19 protein-coding genes and 1 pseudogene are annotated in these 24,299 nt (G+C 68.3%); 7 read left to right on the top strand and 13 right to left on the bottom strand.

Translation table 11 applies throughout. The annotated features are described in order from the left end of the window. The 3 genes and pseudogenes from C0R07_RS19385 to radC form a co-directional block, all read right to left on the bottom strand. Nucleotides 1-536, bottom strand: a pseudogene (locus C0R07_RS19385) (SPOR domain-containing protein); the annotation flags it as partial. Between the two features lie 18 nt (nt 537-554). Continuing rightward, nucleotides 555-2,243, bottom strand: coding sequence for an arginine--tRNA ligase (gene argS / locus C0R07_RS19380; RefSeq protein ID WP_019183971.1), 1,689 nt, complete (start codon nt 2,241-2,243; stop codon nt 555-557). Between the two features lie 101 nt (nt 2,244-2,344). Then, the gene (gene radC, locus C0R07_RS19375; protein WP_070426457.1) at nt 2,345-3,034 is read right to left on the bottom strand and encodes a RadC family protein; all 690 of its coding nucleotides are present in this window, start codon (nt 3,032-3,034) and stop codon (nt 2,345-2,347) included. Between the two features lie 195 nt (nt 3,035-3,229). Here radC and coaBC point away from each other — a divergent pair, with 195 nt between their 5' ends. From coaBC to C0R07_RS19360, 3 genes are read left to right on the top strand one after another with little or no spacing between them, the layout of a single operon-like run. Further along, nucleotides 3,230-4,489: a bifunctional phosphopantothenoylcysteine decarboxylase/phosphopantothenate--cysteine ligase CoaBC gene (gene coaBC / locus C0R07_RS19370; RefSeq protein ID WP_102789682.1), complete on the top strand. Its 1,260-nt coding sequence runs from the start codon at nt 3,230-3,232 to the stop codon at nt 4,487-4,489. After that, a complete protein-coding gene (dut, locus tag C0R07_RS19365) occupies nt 4,486-4,959 on the top strand; it encodes a dUTP diphosphatase (RefSeq protein ID WP_046272982.1) in 474 nt (157 codons plus the stop codon). Before coaBC ends, dut begins: the two co-directional genes overlap by 4 nt. Nucleotides 4,960-4,971: 12 nt before the next feature. Further along, entirely contained in the window at nt 4,972-7,314 is a 2,343-nt protein-coding gene (locus C0R07_RS19360) for a phosphomannomutase/phosphoglucomutase (protein WP_102789681.1), read from the top strand. A 175-nt stretch (nt 7,315-7,489) separates the two neighbouring features. Here the strand turns inward: C0R07_RS19360 and C0R07_RS19355 are convergent, their stop codons facing one another. From C0R07_RS19355 to pyrE, 8 genes are all read right to left on the bottom strand, one after another. Further along, nucleotides 7,490-8,209, bottom strand: coding sequence for a response regulator transcription factor (locus C0R07_RS19355; protein WP_019183966.1), 720 nt, complete (start codon nt 8,207-8,209; stop codon nt 7,490-7,492). Then, nucleotides 8,190-10,850 (bottom strand): sensor histidine kinase, encoded by a 2,661-nt coding sequence (locus tag C0R07_RS19350; protein WP_102789680.1) that lies wholly within the window; start codon nt 10,848-10,850, stop codon nt 8,190-8,192. The genes C0R07_RS19355 and C0R07_RS19350 overlap by 20 nt, the downstream gene beginning before the upstream one ends. A 37-nt stretch (nt 10,851-10,887) precedes the next feature. Continuing rightward, entirely contained in the window at nt 10,888-11,532 is a 645-nt protein-coding gene (gene kdpC, locus C0R07_RS19345) for a potassium-transporting ATPase subunit KdpC (protein ID WP_102789679.1), read from the bottom strand. Next, nucleotides 11,529-13,580 carry a potassium-transporting ATPase subunit KdpB gene (gene kdpB, locus C0R07_RS19340; protein WP_088432343.1) on the bottom strand — a complete coding sequence of 684 codons (2,052 nt, stop codon included), beginning with the start codon at nt 13,578-13,580 and terminating at the stop codon, nt 11,529-11,531. Before kdpB ends, kdpC begins: the two co-directional genes overlap by 4 nt. Before the next feature lie 11 nt (nt 13,581-13,591). Continuing rightward, a complete protein-coding gene (gene kdpA / locus C0R07_RS19335; protein WP_102789678.1) occupies nt 13,592-15,310 on the bottom strand; it encodes a potassium-transporting ATPase subunit KdpA in 1,719 nt (572 codons plus the stop codon). Between the two features lie 12 nt (nt 15,311-15,322). After that, complete coding sequence (locus C0R07_RS19330) at nt 15,323-15,415, bottom strand: potassium-transporting ATPase subunit F (RefSeq protein ID WP_019183961.1); 93 nt, start codon at nt 15,413-15,415, stop codon at nt 15,323-15,325. 599 nt (nt 15,416-16,014) lie between these two features. Next, nucleotides 16,015-16,677 carry a hypothetical protein gene (locus tag C0R07_RS19320; protein WP_102789676.1) on the bottom strand — a complete coding sequence of 221 codons (663 nt, stop codon included), beginning with the start codon at nt 16,675-16,677 and terminating at the stop codon, nt 16,015-16,017. A gap of 18 nt (nt 16,678-16,695) precedes the next feature. After that, nucleotides 16,696-17,355 (bottom strand): orotate phosphoribosyltransferase, encoded by a 660-nt coding sequence (gene pyrE / locus C0R07_RS19315; protein WP_046272987.1) that lies wholly within the window; start codon nt 17,353-17,355, stop codon nt 16,696-16,698. A gap of 207 nt (nt 17,356-17,562) precedes the next feature. Here pyrE and C0R07_RS19310 point away from each other — a divergent pair, with 207 nt between their 5' ends. The 3 genes from C0R07_RS19310 to C0R07_RS19300 all read left to right on the top strand — a co-directional run bounded on the left by C0R07_RS19310 (nt 17,563) and on the right by C0R07_RS19300 (nt 19,964). Beyond that, nucleotides 17,563-18,363 carry an exodeoxyribonuclease III gene (locus tag C0R07_RS19310; RefSeq protein ID WP_019183958.1) on the top strand — a complete coding sequence of 267 codons (801 nt, stop codon included), beginning with the start codon at nt 17,563-17,565 and terminating at the stop codon, nt 18,361-18,363. Beyond that, nucleotides 18,360-19,655, top strand: a complete 1,296-nt coding sequence (locus tag C0R07_RS19305) for an AmpG family muropeptide MFS transporter (protein WP_019183957.1) — start codon at nt 18,360-18,362, stop codon at nt 19,653-19,655. Before C0R07_RS19310 ends, C0R07_RS19305 begins: the two co-directional genes overlap by 4 nt. An 81-nt stretch (nt 19,656-19,736) precedes the next feature. Beyond that, nucleotides 19,737-19,964 carry a hypothetical protein gene (locus tag C0R07_RS19300; protein ID WP_019183956.1) on the top strand — a complete coding sequence of 76 codons (228 nt, stop codon included), beginning with the start codon at nt 19,737-19,739 and terminating at the stop codon, nt 19,962-19,964. Between the two features lie 66 nt (nt 19,965-20,030). Here the strand turns inward: C0R07_RS19300 and C0R07_RS19295 are convergent, their stop codons facing one another. Together C0R07_RS19295 and C0R07_RS19290 are read right to left on the bottom strand one after the other, a co-directional pair. Continuing rightward, entirely contained in the window at nt 20,031-21,158 is a 1,128-nt protein-coding gene (locus C0R07_RS19295; protein ID WP_102789683.1) for an anhydro-N-acetylmuramic acid kinase, read from the bottom strand. A gap of 66 nt (nt 21,159-21,224) precedes the next feature. Then, a complete protein-coding gene (locus C0R07_RS19290) occupies nt 21,225-22,688 on the bottom strand; it encodes a M23 family metallopeptidase (RefSeq protein ID WP_046272990.1) in 1,464 nt (487 codons plus the stop codon). Between the two features lie 168 nt (nt 22,689-22,856). On the opposite strand from C0R07_RS19290, the gene tyrS reads away from it, so the two are divergent. Next, complete coding sequence (gene tyrS, locus C0R07_RS19285; RefSeq protein ID WP_102789675.1) at nt 22,857-24,068, top strand: tyrosine--tRNA ligase; 1,212 nt, start codon at nt 22,857-22,859, stop codon at nt 24,066-24,068. Nucleotides 24,069-24,299: the final 231 nt, after the last annotated feature.

The following is a 24,299-nucleotide window of genomic DNA, read 5'->3' as shown; positions in this document are numbered from 1 at the left end:
GCCGGAGCCGTGGTCGCCGCCGGGCGCTCCGCCACCGGAGCCGGCAGCGGGGCGGTGCTCACCGCCGCAGGCGAAGTGGTCGCGGCGGTGCTGGTCGGCGCCGGTGCGGGCGGCAACGGGCGGCCTTCCAGCGCGGCCTGCGCGCGCTGCGCTTCGGCCTTGGCACGGCGCTGGTCTTCGGCGCGTGCGCTTGCGGCCAGCTCCGCATCGGACATTTCCACTTCCTTGCCGGGCAGCAGGGTGTAGAAGTCGTACTGCGTCGCCGCCGGCTTGGCCGGCTCGGCAGGCTTGGCGGCACCCGGCTTGGGCAGCTCGGTGCCGACGTCGGTGTCGGCATCGCTCACCGGGGCCGGCTGGGCGTTCGGGTCCGGCTGCGGGCCGACCCGCAGGAAACCGTCACCGTCGTTCTTGAACAGGTTGGGTGCCGCCAGGAACACCACGGCCGCAATCGCCACACCCGCGACCAGCCACACCCATCCCGGGGTGCCCTGGTTGCTGTTGCGCCGTGCCTGGCTCTTGCCGCGTCGTGCTGCCATTTACTGCTTCTCCACTGCTTACATTTTTTCCGGGGCGGATACGCCCAGGATGTTCAGACCATTGGCCAGGACCTGGCGCGCGGCGCAGGCCAGCGTCAGCTTGGCGTTGCGTTCGCTTTCGTCGGCCACCAGTACCTGCGTGCCGTGATACCACGTGTGGAAGGCATGCGCCAATTCACGCAGGTACTGCGCGATCAGGTGCGGTTCCAGCGCCAGGCCGGCCGCCTCGACGACTTCCGGGAAGCGCGACATTTCCACCATCAACCACAGCGAGGCCTCATCGCCCAGCGAGGACAGCCCGGCCAGCCCTTCGGCCGGCGTGTAGCCCAGGCCCTTCTCCTGCGCCTGGCGCAGCAGGCTGCAGACGCGGGCATGCGCGTACTGCACGTAGAACACCGGGTTGTCGTTGCTCTGCTGGCGGGCCAGATCGATATCGAAGGTCAGCTGCGAATCGGGCTTGCGCGCGATCAGGAACCAGCGGGTCGCATCGCGGCCGGCTTCTTCGATCAGGTCGCGCAGGGTCAGGTAGCTGCCGGCACGCTTGGAAAGCTTCACTTCCTCGCCGCCGCGCATCACCGTCACCATCTGGTGCAGCACGTATTCCGGCCAGCCCTTCGGGATGCCGACGTCCAGCGCCTGCAGGCCGGCGCGCACGCGCGCCAGCGAACCGTGGTGGTCCGCGCCCAGCTCGGTGATCGCGCGCTCGTAGCCGCGCTGCCACTTGCTCAGGTGGTAGGCCACGTCGGGCAGGAAGTAGGTGTAGGTGCCGTCGGACTTGCGCATCACGCGGTCCTTGTCGTCACCGAAGTCGGTCGAGCGCAGCCACAGCGCGCCGCCTTCCTCATAGGTGTGGCCGGCCGCATTGAGCTGGGCGACGGTCTCTTCGACCTTGCCGTCCTTGTACAGCGAGCTTTCCAGGAAGTAGATGTCGAAATCCACGCCGAACGCGGCCAGATCCTGGTTCTGCTCGTTGCGCAGGTAGGCCACGGCGAAGCGACGGATCGCATCGAGGTTGTCCGGGTCGCGCTCGCCGACCACCGAATGGCCTTCCAGTTCCACGGTGGCGCCGGCCAGGTAAGCCTTGGCCACATCCTCGATGTAATCGCCGCGGTAGCCCGCTTCCGGCCAGCCGGCGTCGTCGGGCTTGAGGCCCTTCGCACGTGCCTGGGTGGACAGCGCCAGGTTCTCGATCTGCACGCCGGCGTCGTTGTAATAGAACTCGCGCTTGGCGTTCCAGCCGTTCACTTCCAGCAGGCGTGCCAGGCAGTCACCGATCGCCGCCGCGCGGCCGTGGCCGACATGCAGCGGACCGGTCGGGTTGGCCGACACGTATTCCACGCCCACGGTGCGGCCATTGCCGCTCAGGTTGTGGCCGTAATCGGCGCCTTCCTTGAGCACACTGGCCGCTTCGCGCTGGTAGGCGCTCGGGGCAAGGTGGAAATTGATGAAGCCCGGGCCGGCGATCTCGACGCGGGCCACGTCATCGCTCTTGGGCAGCGCATCAAGCAGCGCCTGGGCCAGGGCGCGCGGATTGCTGCGCGCCGGCTTGGCCAGCAGCATCGCGGCGTTGGTGGCGAAATCGCCGTGCTCACGGGTCTTCGGGCGTTCGACCACGAATTCCGGGGTCAGGGTATCGGCCGGCAGAGTGCCGTTGGCGCGCAAGGCTTCGATGCCTTGGCTGATCAGGGCGCGGAGGAGATTTTTCACAAGGCCTGCTTTGGGACTGGAGCGGCGGAATCGGCAATTTTAGCCCAGAAGCCACCCCGATCCATTGAACCGGGGCCGAGCGGCGGCGTTTCCCGCCCGGATCAGGCCGCTGCGATGCCCATCCAGCCGCGCGCGGCCATCGATACCGGGGCCCCGTCGCCGATCACGACGTGGTCGAGCAGGCGGATGTCCACCAGGGCCAAGGCCTGCTGCAGCAGCGTGGTGATCCGGCGGTCTTCCAGCGAGGGTTCGGCACTGCCGGAAGGGTGGTTGTGGCTGACGATCACCGCCGCCGCGTTGTGCAGCAGGGCGCGCCGGACCACCTCGCGCGGGTAGACCGCCGCCGCGTCCACCGTGCCGCTGAACAGCTCCTCGCAGGCCAGCGTGCGGTGCTGGTTGTCCAGGAACAGCGCGGCGAACACCTCGTTGGGACGCGACCGCAGCCGCTGCTTGAAGTAGCGCCCGGCGGCGGCGGGGTCGCGCAGGCTGTCGCCCCGGGCCAGCTCGGCGGCCAGATGCCGGTGCGCCAGTTCCAGCCCGGCCACCAGCTTGCAGCTGCGGGCCGGGCCCAGGCCGGGCAGGGCGGCCAGCGCGGTGGCCGGCAGATCAAGCAGGTTGCGCAGGGGGCCGTGGGACTGCAGCAGGTCGCGCGCGGTCTCCACCGCATCGCGCCCGCGCAGCCCCGAGCCCAGGAAGATCGCCAGCAGCTCGGCATCGGACAGGGCGCCGGCGCCCTGGGCAAGCAGCTTTTCGCGGGGACGCTCGGCACTGGGCCAGTCTCGGATCGACATGCCCTCAGTCTCCACTCCCTGCCGGCCCCGCCACCATCGGTGAACCGGGCGCCATCGTGTCGGTAAATGCAGGAAATCGTGCCCAGTCCGGTGGTTGCTTATGACGAAAACCTGCCTCCTTATGCCGCTGGCGCATCAGGCGGCCTACAGACCATCGGGTAAGCTAATCGCCTCGGTTCGACAGGAACACCCAAGGTGGCTGACTCCCCCCAGGCTTCTCCGGCGGCCGCGCGCCCGTTGGAAGGCCAGAAGCTGTTGTTGTGCGTTGGTGGCGGGATCGCTGCCTACAAGTCGCTGGAACTGGTGCGCCGCCTGCGCGATGCCGGGGCCCAGGTGCAGGTCGCGATGACCGCCGGGGCCCAGCAGTTCGTCACCCCGCTCAGTTTCCAGGCACTGTCCGGCCAGCCGACCCGCACCACCCTGTGGGACAGCGCGGCCGAGCAGGCCATGGGCCACATCGAGCTGGCGCGTTGGGCCGACCGCATCGTGGTCGCGCCCGCGACCGCCGATCTGCTCGCGCGGCTGGCCAATGGCCACGCCAATGACCTGGTCACCACCTTGTGCCTGGCCACCACCGCGCCGCTGACCGTGTGCCCGGCGATGAACCATCGCATGTGGCTGCACCCGGCCACCCAGGCCAACATCGGCCTGCTGCGCGAGCGCGGTGCCCAGGTGATCGGGCCGGAAGACGGCCCGCTGGCCGAAGGCGAATCCGGCCCCGGCCGGCTCACCGAACCGCACGCGATCGTGGCCGCGCTGGCCACGCTGCAGGCACCGGCCCTGGCCGAGCCGCCGGCCGCCAGTGAACTGAAGGGCCTGCGCGTGCTGATCAGCGCCGGTCCCACCTATGAAGACATCGACCCGGTGCGTTACGTCGGCAACCGCAGCAGCGGCAAGATGGGCTATGCCCTGGCCGCCGCCGCCGCCCGCCTCGGCGCGCAGGTGGTGCTGGTCAGTGGCCCGGTCCAGCTGGCCACGCCCGCGGGCGTGCAGCGTGTCGATGTGCGCTCGGCCGCACAGATGCGCGAAGCGGTGCTCGCTGCACTGCCGGCCGACATCTATATCGGTGCGGCCGCCGTCTCCGATTACACCCCACGCCAGGTCGCCCCGCAGAAACTCAAGAAGACCGCCGGCACCCAGAGCCTGACCCTGGAGCTGGTGCGCACCCCGGACATCCTGGCCGAGGTCGCCGCGCAGACCAACGCGCTCAAGCTGGTGGTCGGCTTCGCCGCCGAAACCCACGACGTGGAGAAGTACGCGCGCGGCAAGCTGGTGGACAAGCGCCTGGATCTGGTGATCGCCAACCAGGTCGGGATCAGCACCGGCGGTTTCGAAAGCGATGAAAACGCGGCCACGGCCTACTGGCAGGGCGGCGAACAGGTGTTCCCCGGCACCTCCAAGGCCGTGCTGGCCGAACAACTGTTGTCCCTGATTGCCCAGAGGTTGCACGCATGACCATCGATTCCTCCCTCCAGCCCCTGCAGGTCAAGCTGCTGGACCCGCGTTTCGGCGACGAATGGCCGCTGCCGGCCTATGCCACCGAACACAGCGCCGGGCTGGACCTGCGCGCGGCGCTGGAAACCGAGCTCACCCTGCAGCCGGGCGATACGGCGCTGATTCCCAGCGGTATCGCGATCCATATCGCCGATCCGAACCTGGCCGCGGTAGTGTTGCCGCGCTCGGGCCTGGGCCATCGCCACGGCATCGTGCTGGGCAACGGCACCGGCCTGATCGATGCTGATTACCAGGGCCCGCTGCTGATCAGCGCCTGGAACCGGGGGCGCGAGCCGTTCACCCTGCAGCCCGGCGATCGCATCGCCCAGCTGGTGGTGCTGCCGATTGCACGCGTGGCGCTTCAGGTAGTGGATACTTTCACCGACAGCGCCAGGGGAACGGGTGGATTCGGCCATACCGGGGTGCGCTGACAGGGGAGCTTGATGAGCAAGGCGAAGGCGGAAGGACGGCCGCGGTTCACGACAGGGCGCTCGGTGCCGCTGTTGGCCGTGCTGCTGGTGCTGTTGGCGGGCTGGTTCGGGTGGAGCGGTGTGCGCCAATGGCGCCAGGCGGCCGTCGGCGCCGAGCTTGAACAGTCGCGTGACCGCGTGGTCGAGGGGCTGCAGACGGCGGTGACGGGTCAGCTGGGCAGGTTCGGCAAGGTGCTCAAGACCGGGCCCGTTGCCAGTGCACTGGCCAGCGGCAACGCACAGGGGGCGGCCGTGGCCATCCGCGAAGGCTGGCCGGGCGTGGAAGACGTCCAGGTCCTGACCGCCGATCTCGATGCGGCCTACGCCGATCCGAAGGCCTTCGGTTACTCGCGCCTGGCGCTGCTCGAAGCCGCCATCGCAGATGACAAGCCGGTGGCCCGCGTCGTCCGCGATGCCGGTGGGCAGCGCCTCGGCCTGGCGGCCGCCGTCGATCTGGGCCCGCAGGGTGCCGCGGTCGTTTACGTGCGCCAGCCATTGCTGCGTTTGACCGGCGTGTTCGATCAGGTTGCCGTGCCCGCCGACGGTTACCTCGCACTGCGCCAGGGCAACCACAACGTAGTCGAACAGGGCAGCCGCGCGCTGTCCGGCGGCGCTGAAGCGTTGGCGCGCCCGATCGGCACCAGTGGGCTGCGCCTGTCTGCGGCGGTGCCGGACATCGAACCGGGCCCGTTGGGACTGGGGGCGATCTCCAGTGCGATCGTGGCGCTGTTGCTGCTGCTGATCGCGGTGCTGCTGGTGCTCGGCAAAGGCAAAGTGCCCTTGCCGCGCCGCCGCGGTGCGGATGACGGTGCCGCCGACGCCGGCCCGACCCTGAGCGAAAGCCTCGCCCAGGCACCGCTTGCGGTGGAGGCCGTCGACACCAGCGACGAGGCAGCACCGCCGCCGCCGTCCGTGCCGGGCGAATCCGTTGCCCCCGATATCTTCCGCGCTTACGACATCCGCGGCGTGGTCGGCCGCGAGCTGACCCCCAAGGTCGCCGCCCTGATCGGGCAGGCGATCGGTTCGGTCCTGCAGGTGCAGGGCCTGCGCGACATCGTGGTGGGTCGCGATGGCCGCCTGTCCGGCCCCGAACTCACCGCCGGCCTGATCGAAGGCCTGCGCCGCGCCGGCTGCAACGTCACCGACATCGGCCTCGCACCGACCCCGGTGGTGTACTTCGCCAGCTACCACCTGCGCGCCGGCAGCTGCGTGGCGGTGACCGGCAGCCACAACCCGCCGGACTACAACGGCTTCAAGATCGTGGTCGGCGGCGAGACGCTGTCCGGCGATGCGATCACCGAGTTGTACCACCGCATCCGCGATGGGCAGCTGCACGTGGCATCAGAACCGGGCAGCTTCCAGACCCGCGAGGTCAATGCCGATTACATCCAGCGCATTGCCGATGACGTGCAGCTGGACCGCCCGCTCAAGGTGGTGGCCGATGCGGGCAACGGTGTTGCCGGCGAGCTGGCCCAGCCGCTGCTGGAGGCGATTGGCGCCGAGGTCATTCCGCTGTACTGCGATGTGGACGGCAGCTTCCCGAACCACCATCCGGACCCGAGCGATCCGCACAACCTGGAAGACCTGATCCAGACCGTGAAGCGCTTCGACGCGGATATCGGCCTGTCCTTCGATGGCGATGGCGACCGGCTTGGCGTGGTCACCCGCGAAGGAAAGATCATCTATGCCGATCGGCTGTTGATGCTGTTCGCGGCCGACGTGCTGATGCGCAACCCGGGCGCGCTGGTGATCTACGACGTGAAGTGCACCGGCAAGCTCTCCGACTACGTGCTGCGCAACGGTGGCAGCCCGCTGATGTGGAAGACCGGCCACTCGCTGATGAAGGCCAAGATGCGCGAGACCGACGCCGAGCTGGCGGGCGAGATGAGCGGCCACTTCTTCTTCAAGGAACGCTGGTTCGGCTTCGACGACGGTCTGTACGCCGCCGCGCGCCTGCTGGAGATCCTGGCCCAGCGCGATGAGACGCCGTCGGAGGTGCTCGACGAGCTGCCCGACAGCGTCTCCACCCCGGAGTTGAAGGTGCCGGTCGATGCGGGTACCCCGCACGCGCTGGTGTCCTTGTTCGTCTCCTCGGTGCAGGTGGAGGACTCGCCGTTCGCGGGCGCGCGCCTGTCCACCATCGATGGCCTGCGTGCCGATTTCCCCGATGGCTGGGGCCTGGTGCGCGCATCCAATACGACGCCGGTGCTGGTGCTGCGTTTCGAAGCCGACGACGAGGCGGCACTGGAGCGCATCAAGGCACTGTTCCGCGCGCAGCTGCAACCGCTGCTGCCGGGTGTTGAACTGGGCTTCTGATCTGTGGGTACCGACCGTGGCGATCAGCGGTAGTGCCGGCCGCTGGCCGGCGCTTCGCATTCCTTGAACGTGACGTGGAGCCGGCCAGCGGCCGGCACTACCGTGCATCTGCGCCACGCGCATGTACATCCATGCCATGCCCATGTAGATCCACGCCATGCGTGGATGCCGTCGATCACCCCTTGAAGCGCAGCCCCACGCCCGGCTCGGTGAACAGATAGCGCGAATCCAGCGCCGAATCGCCCAGCTTGTGGCGCAGCTTGCCGACCAGGATCCGCAGGTAGTGGGTGTCGTGCTGGTGGGTCGGTCCCCAGATCTCCTGCAGGATCTGCGGCTGGGTCACCACCCGCCCGGCGTTGCGCAGCAGCAGCGACAACAGTGCGTACTCCTTGCGGGTCAACGCCACCGGCGCGCCGTCCAGGTGCACTTCGCGCCGGACCAGATCGATATGCAGGTGGCCATCATCGAACTGCGGCAGCACGCCTTCGCTGGAGACCGTGCGCGAGCGCAGCAGTGCCCGCACACGCGCCATCAGCTCCTGCGTACCGAACGGCTTGGTCACGTAGTCGTTCGCACCGGCATCCAGCGCCCGCACCTTCTCGGTCTCGCTGGCGCGCACGGTCAACATGATCACCGGCACCTGGCTCCACTGGCGCAGCTCGCCAAGTACCTCATGGCCTTCCATGTCGGGCAGGCCGATATCCAGGATCACCAGATCCGCCCCTTCGCCGACCAGTGCTTCCAGCCCGGCCTGGCCGGTCGCGGCCTGGGACACGCGGTAGCCCTGCGCGCGCAGGCTGATCTCCAGGAAGCGCCGGATCTGCGCTTCATCGTCGATCACCAGCACGCGCGCCGGGGGCACGCCGTGGGAAGCCTCAGGAATCGTCGTTGTCATCGGCGGGGTGGGGATGCAGCAAGGGCAGGGTGATGCGGATCAGGGTACCGCGTCCGTCGCGGCCCGGCAGCGCCTGTACGCTGCCGCCATGCGCGCCGATCATGCCCTGGCAGATGGTCAGGCCCAGCCCGGTGCCATGCCGGCCACGGTCGCCGCGTTCCACGCTGTAGAACATGTCGAAGATGCGCGCGCGCTCCTCGTCCGGGATGCCCGGTCCGGCATCGAGCACGTCGATGCGCAATTCGCCCTCGACCAACCGTGCCTGCACCTCTACCGCCGCGCCGGGCGGGGAGAACTTGGCGGCGTTTTCCATCACGTTGAACACGGCCTGTTCAACCAGCGCCGGATGCACCCAGATCGGCGCCAGCTCAGCGGGTATGTCCAGCTTCAACAGCACATCGGGCTGATAGCGCTGCAGGCGGCGCGCGGCCGAGCCGACCAGCTCGTCCACGCCGATCCAGTCGCGGTTGATCTGCAGCCCGTCATGGCCCAGCCGGGTCATGTCCAGCAGGTTCTGGATGTAGCGGTCCAGGCGCTCGCCTTCCACCAGAATGGTGTCCAGCAGGGCGCGCCGGTCGCTGGCGTCCATCGCCTCGGCATAGCTGGAGAGGCTGTCGGCCGAGCCGATCATCGCTGCCAGCGGCGAGCGCAGGTCATGCGAGACCGAGGACAGCAACGCCGAACGCAACCGCTCGGTCTCGTTGCTCACATGCGCCTTTTCCAGATCGGCCACCAGCTGGGTGCGCAGCGCGGCCTGCGCGATGTCGTCCACCATCGCTTCGGCCAGCTGCCGTTGTTCCGGTGTCAGCCGCGGTGCCTCGCGCGGGAAGCGCATGCCGGCCACGCCGATCGCGCGGTCGTCGCCGTCCAGCAGCGGCAGGAACCACCAGCCAGCACCGGCCAGGGTATCGGTGAAGCGTCCGCTGGGTTGGCCATGCCGGTGCGCCCAGTCGGCCGCGGCCAGATCGGTGTCGCCCGGTGCGGCGCTGCCGCTGGCACTGGTGTACTGCCCGATGCGCAGCCACGCCGGGGCGTCCATCGCCTGTTCCAGTGCCTCGCGGCCGGCCTGCGCGACCTGCTCGTTGCTCGCCGCACTGGCCAGTTGCCGGCCCAGTGCCTGGCGCGCATGCGCGTGCCGGTTGGCCGCGCGCAACGCGACCACCTGCATGCGCAGGCGCGAGGCCAACCGCCCTGCCACCAAGGCAGCGGCCAGGAACAGGAAGACCGTGATCACGCCCTGGCGCGCACTGATCGCGAAGGTGAAGCGCGGCGCGATGAAGAAGAAGTTGTAGGCCAGGAAACACAGCGCGGCGGCGATCACCGCCGCACTGGTGCGGCTGCGCGCGGCGACCATCACCACCGCCACGATGAACACCATCGACAGGTCGTACAGCCCGATCCAGCGCTCGGCGACCAGCGCCACCAGGCAGGCCGCCGCCGTGGCGCCGAGCGCCAGCAGCGCGTCCTTGCCGGCGCTGCGGCTGGGAATGAACAGCCCCGACCGCCGCGCCCGCGCCCGCGCCTGTGGTGTGCCGATGATGGTGATCTCGAAATGTGCGCCACGACGGATCAGCTGCTGGGTCAGCGTGCGGTTGAGCATGCGCGCCAGCGGCCGCTCGCGCGTGCGGCCCAGCACCAGCGTGGAGACCCCGTTGTGTGCGGCGTGATCGAGCAGCGCATCGGCGATGCTGGAGCCATGCAGCAGTTCGGCCTCACCCCCGAGGCGGCGGGCGAGGGCGAAGGCGGCATCGATCTCGCGCCGGGTCTGCTCGTCGTGCGCGCGCGCCTGCACCGTCACCACCGTCCACGGCGCATCGCGCCGCTCGGCGATGCGCCGGCCGACCCGCACCAGGTACTCGCTCTGGCCGCCGCCATCGATCGCCACCAGCACGCGGCGGCGCAGCGGCAGGTTGCCTTCGCCGCGCGCGGCACGGGTCTCGCGCAGGCTGCTGTCCACGCGGTCGGCGGCTTCCTGCATCGCCAATTCGCGCAGTGCGGTCAGGTTGGCCGGCGAGAAAAATGCCTGCAGCGCCTGCGCCGCCTGCTCCGGCACATAGACCTTGCCCTGCTGCAGGCGCTCGATCAGTTCGCGCGGCGGCAGGTCCACCAGCACGATGTCGTGCAGGCGGTCGAGTACCGCATCCGGCACGGTCTCGCTGACGCGCACCCCGGTGATGCGCATGACCACGTCGTTGAGGCTTTCCAGGTGCTGGATGTTGACCGTCGTCCACACGTCGATGCCGGCATCGAGCAGTTCCATCACATCCTGCCAGCGCCGTTCATGGCGACTGCCGGGCACATTGCGATGCGCCAGTTCGTCGACCAGCACCAGGGCCGGGCGACGCGCCAGCACCGCGTCCAGATCCATTTCTTCCAGCGCGTGCTGTTGGTACTCGCGTTGCAACAACGGTACCTGCGGCAGGCCCGCCAGCAGTGCCGAGGTCTCGGCGCGGCCGTGGGTTTCCACCAGCCCGATCACCACGTCCACGCCGCGGCGCAGCTGCTCATGCGCGCGGGTCAGCATGCTGAAGGTTTTGCCTACCCCCGGGGCCGCGCCCAGGAACACAGTGAGCTTGCCGCCGGCTTCGCGCTGCAGGGTGTCGACCAGGGCATCGGCCTGGCGGGTACGGGAGTCGCTCATGGGCGGGGATTGTGCGCCGCTTCGCGCGATCCCGGCATCACGGTCGGGCCTTGAGATCCTCCAGCGCCAGGTTCAACGTCATCACGTTGACCCGGGACTGGCCGAACACGCCCCATTGCGGGCCCAGCGTGTTGGCCTGCACCAACGCGGCGACGCGCTCGGCCGGCAGGCCACGGCTGCGTGCTACGCGGGCCACCTGCACCTGCGCGGCGGCCGGGGAGATCTCCGGGTCCATGCCGGCGCCGGACTGGGTTACCAGATCGCCGGGCACCTGCGCGGCAGGCACGCCTTCGCGTGCGGCCACCGCCGTGATCGCCGCCTGCACCCGTTCCTGCAGCGCCGGGTTGCTGCGCGCCATGTTGCTGCCGGCCGCGGCCATCGGGTCATAGTTGGCCGCCGAGGGCCGCGCCTGGAAGTAGCCATCGCCGACGAACGGCTGGGCGATAAGCTGCGAGGCACGCACCTGCCCGTCGCGGATCAGCAGGCTGCCATCGGCCTGCGCCGGGAACAGCAGCCGGCTCACGCTGGTCGTGGCCACTGCATAGGCCAGGCCGAGCAGCAACAGGCTGCTCACGCCGAGCACGAGGGCCGGGCGCCAGGCGCTGTCCTGCTGCAGGTGGAGGGAGGCGGCCGCGCGACTGCGCGCCGGACGGGGGACGGACGTAGCAAGCGAGCGGTTCATGCGCCGAATACCGAGACAAGGAAGAGGTCGATCAACTTGATGGCCGCAAACGGCAGCAGCACGCCGCCCAGGCCATACACCAGCATGTTCCGGCGCAGCAGCGCGGTGGCCGTGGCCGGGCGGAAGCGCACCCCGCGCAAGGCCAGCGGGATCAGCGCCGGGATCACCAACGCATTGAAGATAAGCGCCGCCAGCACCGCATTGCGCGGGCTGGACAAGTGCATCACGTTCAGCGCCGCCATCGCCGGCAGGGTTGAGGCGAACAGCGCCGGCAGGATCGCGAAATACTTGGAGACATCGTTGGCCAGCGAGAACGTGGTAAGCGCACCGCGGGTGATCAGCTGCTGCTTGCCCACTTCCACCACCGCCAGCAGCTTGGCCGGGTCCGAATCCAGGTCGACCATGTTGCCGGCCTCCTTGGCGGCCTGCGTGCCGGAGTTCATCGCCAGCCCGATGTCGGCCTGGGCCAGCGCCGGGGCGTCGTTGGTGCCGTCGCCGACCATCGCCACCAGCCGCCCACCGGCCTGCTCGGCGCGGATGCGGGCCAGCTTGTCTTCGGGGCGGGCCTCGGCGATGTAGTCGTCCACACCGGCTTCGGCGGCGATCGCCGCAGCGGTCAGCGGGTTGTCGCCGGTGATCATCACCGTGCGGATGCCCATCGCGCGCAGCTGCGCGAACTTCTCGCGCATGCCGTGCTTGACCACGTCCGACAGCTCGATCACGCCCAGCACATGGCGGCCTTCGCACACCACCAGCGGGGTGGCACCGTTGCGCGCCACCTGCTCCACGCGGCCCGGCAGCTCCGACGGCACGGTCCCGCCCAGCTCACGCACATACGCGGTGATCGCATCGGAAGCGCCCTTGCGGATGCGGCGGCCGCCGTCCAGATCCACACCGGACATGCGGGTCTGCGCAGAGAACGCAAGATAGTCCGCACGGTCCGGCTCGGCGGTGGTGCAGCCCTGCTCACGCGCGAGACGCACGACCGATTTTCCTTCCGGCGTCGGGTCGGCCAGCGAGGACAGCAGCGCCGCTTCGCGCAGCTGCGTGGCATCAATCCCCGCCAGTGCATGGAAGTGCGTGGCCTGGCGGTCGCCATGGGTGATCGTGCCGGTCTTGTCGAGCAGCAGCACGTCCACGTCGCCGGCCACTTCCACCGCCTTGCCGGACTTGGCCAGCACGTTGGCGGCCAGCGCCCGGTTCATGCCGGCGATACCGATGGCCGGCAGCAAGCCGCCGATGGTGGTCGGAATCAAGCACACCAGCAGCGCGATCAACAGCAGCGGATCGACCTGCACACCAACGAACGCACCGATCGCCGGCAGCGTCGCCACCACCACCAGGAAGGTCAGCGTCATCGCCGCCAGCAGCAGGGTCAGGGCGACCTCGTTCGGGGTCTTCTGGCGGTTCGCGCCTTCCACCAGCGCGATCATCCGGTCCAGGAAGCTGTGGCCCGGCTCGGCGGTGATGCGCACGATGATCTGGTCGGAAAGCACCTTGGTGCCGCCGATCACGCCGCTGCGGTCGGTACCCGCTTCGCGCAGCACGGGGGCCGATTCGCCGGTCACCGCCGCTTCGTTGATGGTGGCCAAGCCCTGCACGATCTCGCCATCGGCCGGGATCAGTTCCCCGGCACTGACGATCACATGGTCGCCCGGGCGCAGTTCGGCCGCCGGGACCTGGGTCTCGCTGGCCCCGGCATGCGCGGCCGCCAACCGGCGCGCGCTGAGGTCCTGCCGGGCGCGTCTAAGCGAGGCGGCCTGGCCCCGGCCGCGCGCTTCGGCCACCGCCTCGGCGAAGTTGCCGAACAGCACCGTCAGCAGCAGGATCGCGGTGACCGCCAGGCCGAAGCCCAGCGGCGCATTGCCGGTCAGCGTGACCAGGGCGCTGACCACTGTGCCGACCATCACCACGGCCATGACCGGGCTGTGCAGCAGGTGCCGGGGCGAGAGCTTGATCACGGCGTCGCGCAGGGCACGGCGCCAGCCGGCGCCATCGAGCAGGCGCTGGCGGCGATGGGAAGAAACGTTCAACGGATACGTACTCATGGAAGGCGGTCTCAGTGCAGCGTCAGCGACAGGTGATCGGCGACCGGGCCCAGCACCAGCGCCGGCATGAACTGCAATACGGTGAGGATGACGATCAGCGCGATCAGGGTCAGCGCGAAGGTCGGGGTTTCAATCTGCAGCGTGCCGGCCGATTCCGGCGCCCGCCGTTTGGCCGCCAGCTGCGCGGCCACGATCAACGGGATCACCAGCACGGGGTAGCGGCCCAGCAGCAGCACCAGGGTGCAGCTCAGGTTCCACCACACCGTGGCATCGCCGAGGCCTTCAAAGCCCGAGCCGTTGTTGGCGAACGCCGAGGTGTACTCGTAGAACACCTGGCTGATGCCGTGGAAGCCGGGGTTGGAGGTGCCGGTGATCGACGGGATCGCCAGGGTCAACGCGGTGAAGCCCAGGATGGTGATCGGCTGCAGCAGCACCAGCAGCGCGAGCAGGCGCACCTGCGGCGTTTCCAGCTTGCGACCGAACAGTTCCGGGGTGCGGCCGGTCATCAGCCCGGCCAGGAACACGCCCAGCAGCAGGTACACGATGAACTGCTGCAGCCCGCAGCCGATGCCGCCCCAGATCGCATTGACCAGCATGTTGACCATCGGCACGGCGCCGGCCAGCGGGCTGAGCGAGTCATGCATGCCGTTGACCGAACCGTTGGACACCTGGGTGGTGATCGCGGCCCACAAGCCCGTGCCATCGGCACCGAAGCGCACTTCCTTGCCCTCCATCAGCAGCGGGCTGGCCGCAGTGGCCGAGTGGCCTTCCAGCCACACCGTGGCGGCGATCGACACACTGGACATCGCCAGCATGCAGCCGAACACCAGCCCGGCCATGCGCTTGCGCCCGGTGAAGGCGCCGAGCATGAAGATCACCGCGATCGGGATCAGCAGGATGCTGATCAGTTCCAGCGCGTTGGACAGTGGGGTCGGGTTCTCCAGCGGCATCGCGCTGTTGGGGCCGTACCAGCCACCGCCATTGGTGCCCAGATGCTTGGCCGCGACCATCGCCGCGACCGGCCCGAGTGGCAGCTTCTGCGTGTCCATGCCGGCCGCGGCGTCGATCGGCGCGGCCTGCGGACCGCCGGCGAGGGTGGCGGGCACGCCTTGGCTGGTCAGCAGCACCGCCCACAGCAGGCACAGCGGCAGCATGAAGCGCACGCTCGAGCGCACCACATCGGCGTAGTAATTGCCCACATCGACGCGGCGGTCCGCACTCAGCAGCGCAGCCTGGTCGGCCGGCACATCCTCGGGGCGCGCGCCGAACAGCGCACGCAGGGTGGCCACCACCAGCGCCAGGCCCATCATCGGCGTCACCACCTGCAGCCCGGTGATCGCGGTCATCTGCGAGAAGTACGACAGCTGCGCCTGCCCGGAATAATGCTGCTGGTTGGTGTTGGTCAGGAACGACACCATGGTGTGCAGCGCCGTATCCCAGCGCATGTTGGGAATCTGGTCCGGATTGAACGGCAGCCAGGCCTGGGTCATGAAGACGGCCTGCACCAGCACCGCGATCACCACGTTGCTGAGCAGGAAGGCGCCCACGTAGCCACGCCAGGACATGCCGCGCGCCGGGTTCACCCCCAGCAGCCGGTAAAGGGGTTTTTCAACCAGCCCGAACAGCGCATCGCCACGCATCGGGCCACCGCGCATCACCCGGGCCAGGTACAGCCCAAGCGGAAAGGCCAGCACGATGCTGGCCAGCAGGATCAACAGGATCTCGGTCATGGTCGGCTCCGGTCAGAAGGTTTCGGGCCGAAGCACGACGTACAGCAGATAGGCGGCGGCAACGAGCACCAGCACGCCGCACAGCAGGGAAAGCCAGGCAGACATGGTCGTGGCCTCAAACGCGGGAAAGGGAGCGCACGGTGCGCGGGGCACCGGCAGGAAAGACAGACAGATACGGGCTCATGGGACGTCCAGGTGGAACCACTCCACGTCAGGCGCTCATGGTCTGCCTGCACGGCATAAACGCTCCACGCCCGAAACCGGCGCCCCGCGTAAAAAGTGCATAAAAAGGTGCTTCCCTGCCGCGAGCGTTACGCCCCGCAGCGACCGGCAGGCCCCTCGGCAAATGTCCCCCGGCCGCCGCCTGGCGGCGACGGCCTCCTCCTTGATTTTGCCCAGGGACCTGCCGGCCGCTACGGAGCTCAGCGTGCGATACGCGTGCGAGACAGCGAACTTGCTGTTGGCCGCCAGTGGTCTGTACACGTGGGGCGCGATGCCCTTGTGGGCGAAATCAAGGAGGAGGGGGCGGCCGCAGGCCGACGCCGGGGGCGTCGCCGGCAAGGGCGTCGCGTCCCAGCGCCCGACCAACTCACCGCTCCTGCTTGCGGAAAAGTTCAGAGCGCGCTCCGGGCCTGCCGCGAGGACGAAAACAGAGAAGGCGGCCCAAAAGGCCGCCTTCGTTTCAACGCAATCGCACATCCACCTTACCCGCGCGGATCGCTCCCCACACCCTTGAGCAACCGATAGCGCTGCAGCGTGCTCTCAATCTCCACGTCCAGCGCCCGGCGCTGCTGCTCGAACGAGGCCTGCATGCGCCGCTGCGTCACCAGCTCGGCATGCCGCTGGCGGATGCGCTCGGCCTGTTTGTCCGGCACCGGCTGCCCATCCAGCTCGCGGTTGCCCGCACTGGCCAGCAGGGTGACCAGCGCATCACGCACGCTGGCCACGTTGTAGCTGGCGGTGTGGATGTTGTTGTCCAGGATGCCGCTGCGCTCGGCGAACACCCGGCGCAGGTCGTCCTCGCTCTCGTACGTGGCCAGCATCGCCTGCTCGGTACGCTGGCGGGTCTGCTCGGCGGCCAGGTCCAGGCGCTGCTGCGCGGCCTGCGCCGCAGCATCGGCGCGTTCCTCGTCAGTCAACGCGCGCTGCACTTCGCCACTGCGCATGCCGCTGCGCAGGTTGAACTCCTCGCGCGCACTGTTCACCGCCTCCTGGGGCAGGGCATCACTGCAGATCCGCTCGCTGCCCTTGTTCCAGCAGTACAGCTTCTTCGGCGCTGCGTCGGCCGCGCGCTTCTGCGCCTGGGCAGGCAACAGCGGCACGGCCATCAACAGGCCGACAACGGTGAACGTGGCAAACCTGGACATGGTGAAAGCCCCCTGCTCTCAACGCGTAGGACGGCTGCCGTAGCGGGAACGATAGTCCTCCAGCGGCTGCCGGTAGCCCACAAGTTCCGGATTTCCGGAGGCAAAATCAAGCAGGTCGGCCAGCGTGGCCACGGCGACCACCGGAATGCCGGCTTCTTCGGCCACGGCCTGGGCGGCCGAACGGCGGTCGGTTTCCGAGGCGATTTCCTGGCGGTCCAGGGCCACCACGATGCCGGCCGGGGTGCCACCGGCGCCCTTGATGATCGCCAGTGCTTCGCGGATCGCGGTGCCGGCGGTGATCACGTCATCGACGATCAGCACGCGCTTGCCATTCATGTCCGCGCCGATCAGGTTGCCGCCTTCGCCGTGGTCCTTGGCTTCCTTGCGGTTGAACGACAGCGGCAGGTCGCGGCCGCGCTGGGCGAATTCACAGGCGGTCGCGGTGGCCAGCGGGATGCCCTTGTAGGCCGGGCCGAACACGACGTCGAACTTCAGCCCGGTCGCTTCCACGGCATCGGCGTAGCAGGCCGCCAGCTGAGACATGCGCGCGCCGGAATCGAACCGGCCGGCGTTGAAGAAATAGGGGCTCAGACGGCCGGACTTCAGGGTGAACTGGCCGAAACGCAGGGCATCGGCGGTCAGGGCCAGTTGCAGGAAACGGTGGCGATGGTCGCTCATCAAGACTCGATTCAATTCATTTGGAGCGCAAATCCTAATGCATGCCCGCACTTTTCCGCTCGTCGGGCCCTGCGGCCCGGTGTCGCACGGGCTGGCGAGACGGCTTCGCCAGATGGCCGCGGGCGGCAATGCCGTCCGTTTCCAGCCAGCCCCTGCAAGGGCCGAAACGGTATGCTCTTGCGGGTATCGTTCCAGACCCGGGTCAGCATGCGCATCATCAGTTTCAACGCCAACGGCATCCGTTCCGCCGCCACCAAGGGCTTTCTCGAGTGGTTCCGCGCCCAGGACGCCGACGTCCTGTGCATCCAGGAAACCAAGGCCCAGGAAGACCAGCTGACCGACCCGATGTTCCGCCCGGACGGGCACCACTGCTTCTACCGCGACGCCATCACCAAGAAGGGCTACAGCGGCGTGGCGATCTACAGCAAGCGCGAGCCGGACCAGGTGATCACCTCACTGGGCTGGGCCCCGTTCGACGATGAAGGCCGCTACATCGAAGCCCGCTACGGCAACCTCAGCGTGGTCTCCTTCTATATCCCCTCGGGCAGCTCGGGCGATCTGCGCCAGGGCTTCAAGTACGAAGTGATGGAGTGGCTGCGCCCGATCCTGGCCGGCTGGCTGGCCAGTGGCCGCGACTACGTGCTGTGCGGCGACTGGAACATCGTGCGTTCCGCGCTGGACATCAAGAACTGGAAATCCAACCAGAAGAACTCCGGCTGCCTGCCGCCCGAACGCGACTGGCTCAACGGCCAGTGCGTGGATGCCGACCAGGCGCTGGACATCGCCGCCGGCCAGGGCTGGACCGATGCCTACCGCCTGCTGCACCCGCAGGGCGAGGACTACACGTGGTGGAGCAACCGCGGCCAGGCGCGCGCCAACAATGTCGGCTGGCGCATCGATTACCAGTTCGTCAGCCCGGGCCTGCGTGACCGCCTGCGCAGCTGCTCGGTCTACCGCGATGAACGCTTCTCCGACCATGCGCCGTTCACGGTGGACTACGCCCCATGACCGAAGCGGTCGAGCCGGTGTCCTACAAGGGCTGGGCCGGGATCAAGCGCGCCTTCGGTACGCCCTCGGCGCTGACGATGGCCTTCCTGGGCTTCGGCAGCGGCCTGCCGTTCCTGCTGATCGCCTCGCAGACCCTGTCCACCCGCCTGCGGGATGTCGGCCTGGACCTGGGCAGCATCGGGCTGATCAGCCTGGCCAGCTTCTTCTATCTGATGAAGTTCGTCTGGGCGCCGCTGATCGACCGCTACGCGTTCCCGTTGATCGGCTTCCTCGGCCGGCGCCGCTCGTGGCTGCTGGCCTCGCAGATCGGCGTCACCGGCGGGTTGTTCGCGCTGGCCTTCGTCCGGCCCGAACTCGGCGTCACCCCGCTGGTGCTGTGGGTGCTGGTGGCTTCGTTCGCCGGCGCGACCCAGGATTCGGTGGTGGACGCCTACCGCATCGAGATCGCACCCGAGAGTGCCCAGGCGGCGCTTGCCGCGACCTACACGCTGGGCTATCGCATCGGCCTGATCCTGGCCGGCGCGGGCGCGCTGTACCTGGCCCAGTTCGAGAGCTGGATCGTGGCCTACCTGGCCATGGCTGCGTTGATGATCCTGCCGATCATCACCACGCTGCTGTGCCGCGAGCCGGAGCAGCCCGAGGTGCGCATCCAGCGCCGGATCGATTTCTTCGGCGCGTTCTGGCAGCCGATCGCCAGCTTCTTCAGCACTAATGGCGTGGTGCTGGCGCTGGTGCTGCTGGCCTTCGTCGGGCTCTACAAATTCCCGGACCAGGTGATCGGGGTGATGGCCGGTCCGTTCTATCTGGATTCGGGCTTCACCAAGGCCGACATCGCGACCGTCTCCAAGCTGTTCGGCGTGTGGATGGGCATCGGCGGTGCATTCCTCGGCGGCATCGCGGTGGCTGCATTCGGCTTTCGCCGCATGTTGCTGGTCGCCGCGCTGGGCGTGGCGCTGTCCAACCTGGCGTTCCTGCTGATGGCGCACAATCCGGGCCAACTGTGGGCGTTCTATGCGGCGCTGAGCGCGGACAACCTGTTCCAGGGCTTCGCCGGCACGGTGCTGGTCGCCTTCATGTCCTCGCTGACCGACCGCAACTTCACCGCCACCCAGTACGCGCTGCTGGTCTCGCTGGCCAACCTGCCGGGCAAGTTCGTCGGCGGCGTCTCCGGTTACATCGTGGAGGCGAGCTCGTACAGCACCTTCTTCATCCTCAGCGCCACGACGGTCATCCCGACCCTGCTGCTGCTGATCTGGCTGTGGCCACGGATCCGGGACCGCAGCTCGGCCTGAGTGGTTTGCGTGCCGGCAGAGCCTGATGGATCATGCCGGCACAGTCGTTGCGGGGATGGCGGCGCGCCAACGGGGAGAACGATGGCTGATCTACTGCTGCGGGATATGGACCCGCTGTTGCTGGAACGTATCCGCCGCATCGCAGTGGCGCGTGGCTGGTCCCGCGAGGACACCTGCGTGGCATTGCTGGAACAAGGCCTGTTCGCCAGCGAACTGGAGGTCCGCAGCGGCTTCCACGATCCCGAAGTCGATGCGCTCGCCGATGCCATCGCGGCACTGCAGGCGCTGCCGGACGCGCAGGGGCTGTAACGGCGGCACGCGCCGAGCCGCGCATCGGCGATCATTGCCGCACGCAGCGCCCGCCGCCGTGGCGCCTCAGGCCGGGTGGATCGCCCCCAGAATCCGCGGCCCCCGCGCACCACTCACGCTCGGCAGATTGCCCGGCAACCCGGCCAGGGTGCGCTGCGCCAGCCACGCAAACCCCATCGCCTCCAGATAATCCGGATCCAGCCCGTGCACCGCGCTGGACTCGATCACCACGCCCGGCAGGCGTGCGCCCAGGCGCCGCAGCAGCTGCGGGTTGCGCACGCCGCCGCCGCAGACCAGCACCCGCTGCGCACCCGGCAGGTGCGCCAACAGCGCATCGGCCACCGTCGCGGCGGTCAGCTCCAGCAGGGTCGCCTGCACATCTGCGCCGGAGACCTGTCCCTCGCCCAGTTGCGCCTGCGCCCAGTCCAGGTGGAACTGCTCGCGCCCGGTGCTCTTGGGCGGCGGCAGCGCAAACCACGGATCGGCCAGCCACCGCGCCAGCAGCGCCGTATCGACCTGCCCGCTGGCCGCGAATGCCCCGTCGGCGTCGAACGGTTCGCCGCGGTGGCGCTGGCACCAGGCATCCATCAGCGCATTGGCCGGGCCGGTATCGAAGCCGCGCGGGGTGCCCTGGCGCGGGATCAAGGTGAGATTGCCGATGCCGCCCAGGTTGAGCACGGCGCGGTCTTCGTCGCTGTCACCCAGCATCGTCAGGTGGAACGCCGGCATCAGCGGCGCGCCATGGCCGCCGGCGGCCACATCGCGGCGGCGGAAATCGGCCACGGTGGTGATGCCGGTCAATTCGGCGATGCGGTTGGCGTCGCCGATCTGCATCGTGAAGGCAGGATCGGCCAGCGGCCGATGGCGTACGGTCTGCCCGTGCGAACCGATGGCGTGCACCTGGGTGCGGTCGATGCGCGCGCTGTCCAGCAGCCGGTTGGCAGCCGCGGCGAACGTGATCCCGACCTCGGCATCGAGCCGGCCCAGCGCGTCCAGCGAGGTGATCGTGCCGCCTTCGCCCAGGGCGATCAGTTCGGCGCGGATCGCCGGATCCCACGCGTGGGTCAGGCCATCCACAAAGCGGCAGCCGCCCTCGGCGGGGAACTGCACCAGCGCGGCATCGATGCCGTCGGCGCTGGTGCCGGACATCAGGCCCAGGTAGAGCGGGGTGGTGGGATCAACAGCAGAGGTCATGGCCAGGCGGTCCAACGGGTTGCATGCAGCTTCCGCGCAACCCGTTGCCGCCGTCAATCGATGCGATCAGCCGCGGTTGGATTTGACCGGCTTGCCTGCCTTCGCGGTGGCGGTATCGGCCGACGTGGCAGCCGGGGCCGGGCTGGCGTCGGCGTAGATCAGCTTCTCCATGCCCTGGATGCGCGCCAGTGCCGGCGCGGTCTGCGCACGGAAGGCGGCCAGCTCGGCACCCTGCAGCGGCTCCGGCGGCGGCATCGTCACTGACAGCGGGTTGCGGTGCACGCCGTTGACGCGGAATTCGTAATGCAGGTGCGGGCCGGTGGCCATGCCGGTCGAGCCGACGTAGCCGATCACGGTGCCCTGGGCCACGCGCTGGCCGGTCTTGATGCTGCCAAAGCGCGACATGTGCCCGTACAGCGTGGTGTGGCCACGGCCGTGGTCGAGGATCACCACGTTGCCGTAGCCGCGCTGCACGCCGGCGAACTGCACGCGGGCATCGCCGGCGGCCATGATCGGGGTGCCTGTGCGCGCGGCGTAGTCCACGCCCTTGTGCATGCGCATCTTGCCCAGCACCGGGTGCTTGCGCGCGCCGAAGCTCGAACTCAAGCGCGCGAACTGGATCGGCATGCGGATGAAGCTCTTCTTCAGGGGGCGGCCGCTGGCATCGAAGTATTCGGACTTGCCGTTGCGGTCGAAGCGGAAGCCGCTGTAGGTCTTGCCACCCGAGCTGAAGGTCGCCGCGAGGATCTTGCTCGTGTCCACCTTCTCGCCTTCGCGCCAGGTTTCGTCCATCACCACGCTGAAACGGTCGCCGGGCTGCAGGTCCTTGGAGAAGTCGATGTCGTACTTGAAGATCTCGTCGGTCATCGTCGCGATCGCCGAGGGCGACAGCCCGGCCTTGCGCGCGGCGGCGTACAGCGAACTGGTGATCTCGCCACTGGCGACCACCCGGCGGGTGGAGGTCTCGCGCTTGCTCACCGTCTCGGTGATCTTGTCGCCGGCCAGGGACAGCTCGACGCGGTTGTCGGCATCACGGTCGAAGCGGATCGTGCGCAACTCACCGGACAGCGGCAGGTCGAAGGCGATCTCCGCGCCGGGGCGCAGCTTGGTCAGCGACTCGCGCACACCGGGGTGCTCCAGCACCTGGTGCATCACCGTGGCCGGGATCCCGGCCTGGTCGAACAGATTGCTCAGGGTCTGGCCGCGCTGCACGCGCAGCACCTGCCAGCTGTCGCCGGGGGTCTGCTGCTGGCGTTCCAGCGACAGCGGCGGCAACGGCAGCGCCAGGGTCGAATGGCTGACCGAGTAGGGCGAGTCGATGGTGTGCGAGAAGCCCGGGACGATCGTGGCCACCAGGGCGCCGATGGTGGCGAACAGGCTGGCGTGCATCCAGTGGCGGCGGGTCCAGCGCTGGTTGAAGGCCGCGGGAAGATGCTGTTTGAGCTTCCGATGGAGGGCGGTGTCGTGGAGGACGTGGAGACGTTCCTTGAAGCGCTGCTTGCGCGCGCGGCCTTGATCGGAATTGAGCATCGTCGGTCTGTTCCTGGCTGGCCCGGGAGCGCGGGCCCAAACGTCGGTAACATAGACAGGTATAAATACCGCGTCAAACCCTTGTGCCTATTGGCTTTTGTGAAGCACCTGCGGTTAACTTGTACTTAACGTCATTCATATAAATAAGGCATTGCCGGGAGTTGTCACGTGTCCTCCATTGAAGAAGCCATTGCCCTGATCGGGCGAGGCGCCGATGAGATCCTCAAATCCGACGAACTGCGCCAGCGTCTGGAAAGCGGCCGTCCGCTGCGGGTCAAGGCCGGCTTCGACCCCACCGCACCGGACCTGCACCTGGGCCACACCGTGCTGCTCAACAAGCTGCGCCAGTTCCAGGACCTCGGCCACCAGGTGATCTTCCTGATTGGCGACTTCACCGGGATGATCGGCGACCCCTCGGGCAAGAACGTCACCCGCAAGCCGCTCACCAAGGAAGACGTGCTGGCCAACGCGCGTACCTATGAAGACCAGGTCTTCAAGGTGCTGGACCGCGAGAAGACCGAAGTGCGCTTCAATTCGGAGTGGTTCGGCAAGATGGCCGCCGCCGACATGATCCGCCTGGCCGGCCAGCACACCGTGGCGCGCATGCTCGAGCGCGATGACTTCGCCAAGCGCTATGCCGCCCAGCAGTCCATTGCCCTGCATGAGTTCCTGTACCCGCTGGTGCAGGGCTACGACTCGGTGGCGCTGGAAGCGGACGTTGAACTGGGTGGTACCGACCAGAAGTTCAACCTGCTGATGGGCCGCGGCCTGCAGGGGCACTACGGGCAGAAGCCGCAGATCGTGCTCACCATGCCGCTGCTGGAAGGCCTGGACGGCGTGGCCAAGATGTCCAAGTCGCTCAACAACTATATTGGTATCAGCGAACCGGCCATCGACATCGTCACCAAGACCATGAAGATCGGCGACGACCTGATGTGGCGCTGGATCGAGCTGCTCTCCTTTGATATCAGCCAGGCCGAGGCCAAGGCGCTGCGTGAGCAGGTCGAGGCGGGCGGGTTGAACCCGCGCGAGGTGAAGCTGCGCCTGGCGCGTGAGCTGACCACCCGCTTCCATGACGCCGCCGCGGCCGAGCAGGCCATCGCCGGCTGGAATGCCGCCGTGACCGGGCAGGGCGATGTGACCCTGCTGCCGCTGCAGGAAGTGAGCATTCCCGCCGAAGGCCTGCGGATTGGTGCGCTGCTGACCGCTGCCGGGCTCACCCCGAGCAACTCCGAAGCGTCCCGCAAGCTCAAAGAGCGTGCGGTAAAGGTGGACGGCGAGGTGGTGGAGGACGCCCAGCAGGTGTTCGCGCCCGGTTTTGAAGGCCTGCTGCAGGTCGGCAAGCGCACCTTCGCACGCGTGCTGCTGGTCGCGGCCTAAGTGGCACAAGGGGTCCGGGCGATCCGGCCCCCTTCCAGCATGAATGGGAGGGAGGCGACGTGAAAAAAAGTCGCTTACCCCCTTCACAAACGATGCGGATAGGGACATACTTTCCCTCCCCCGACGCAGGGGCCACCGCAAGGCGGCAACCGCGAAGGATCAGGACTTCAACTTCTTCGAAAGAAGGTGTTGACGGAAACGAAAAGCCTGACATAATAGGCGGCTCGCTTC

It is taken from the genome of Stenotrophomonas bentonitica (genome assembly GCF_002887735.1).
In the GTDB taxonomy this organism is placed as follows: Bacteria; Pseudomonadota; Gammaproteobacteria; order Xanthomonadales; family Xanthomonadaceae; genus Stenotrophomonas; species Stenotrophomonas bentonitica_A.
This window is presented reverse-complemented; position numbering and strand designations above follow the sequence as displayed.

Bases quoted from the DNA above. Each gene is read 5' to 3' on its own strand.
- radC (WP_070426457.1), bottom strand. From the start codon at position 3,034: ATGTCGATCCGAGACTGGCCCAGTGCCGAGCGTCCCCGCGAAAAGCTG.
- dut (WP_046272982.1), top strand. From the start codon at position 4,486: ATGACCATCGATTCCTCCCTCCAGCCCCTGCAGGTCAAGCTGCTGGAC.
- C0R07_RS19360 (WP_102789681.1), top strand. From the start codon at position 4,972: ATGAGCAAGGCGAAGGCGGAAGGACGGCCGCGGTTCACGACAGGGCGC.
- C0R07_RS19355 (WP_019183966.1), bottom strand. From the start codon at position 8,209: ATGACAACGACGATTCCTGAGGCTTCCCACGGCGTGCCCCCGGCGCGC.
- C0R07_RS19350 (WP_102789680.1), bottom strand. From the start codon at position 10,850: ATGAGCGACTCCCGTACCCGCCAGGCCGATGCCCTGGTCGACACCCTG.
- kdpC (WP_102789679.1), bottom strand. From the start codon at position 11,532: ATGAACCGCTCGCTTGCTACGTCCGTCCCCCGTCCGGCGCGCAGTCGC.
- kdpB (WP_088432343.1), bottom strand. From the start codon at position 13,580: ATGAGTACGTATCCGTTGAACGTTTCTTCCCATCGCCGCCAGCGCCTG.
- kdpA (WP_102789678.1), bottom strand. From the start codon at position 15,310: ATGACCGAGATCCTGTTGATCCTGCTGGCCAGCATCGTGCTGGCCTTT.
- C0R07_RS19330 (WP_019183961.1), bottom strand. From the start codon at position 15,415: ATGTCTGCCTGGCTTTCCCTGCTGTGCGGCGTGCTGGTGCTCGTTGCC.
- C0R07_RS19320 (WP_102789676.1), bottom strand. From the start codon at position 16,677: ATGTCCAGGTTTGCCACGTTCACCGTTGTCGGCCTGTTGATGGCCGTG.
- pyrE (WP_046272987.1), bottom strand. From the start codon at position 17,355: ATGAGCGACCATCGCCACCGTTTCCTGCAACTGGCCCTGACCGCCGAT.
- C0R07_RS19310 (WP_019183958.1), top strand. From the start codon at position 17,563: ATGCGCATCATCAGTTTCAACGCCAACGGCATCCGTTCCGCCGCCACC.
- C0R07_RS19305 (WP_019183957.1), top strand. From the start codon at position 18,360: ATGACCGAAGCGGTCGAGCCGGTGTCCTACAAGGGCTGGGCCGGGATC.
- C0R07_RS19300 (WP_019183956.1), top strand. From the start codon at position 19,737: ATGGCTGATCTACTGCTGCGGGATATGGACCCGCTGTTGCTGGAACGT.
- C0R07_RS19295 (WP_102789683.1), bottom strand. From the start codon at position 21,158: ATGACCTCTGCTGTTGATCCCACCACCCCGCTCTACCTGGGCCTGATG.
- C0R07_RS19290 (WP_046272990.1), bottom strand. From the start codon at position 22,688: ATGCTCAATTCCGATCAAGGCCGCGCGCGCAAGCAGCGCTTCAAGGAA.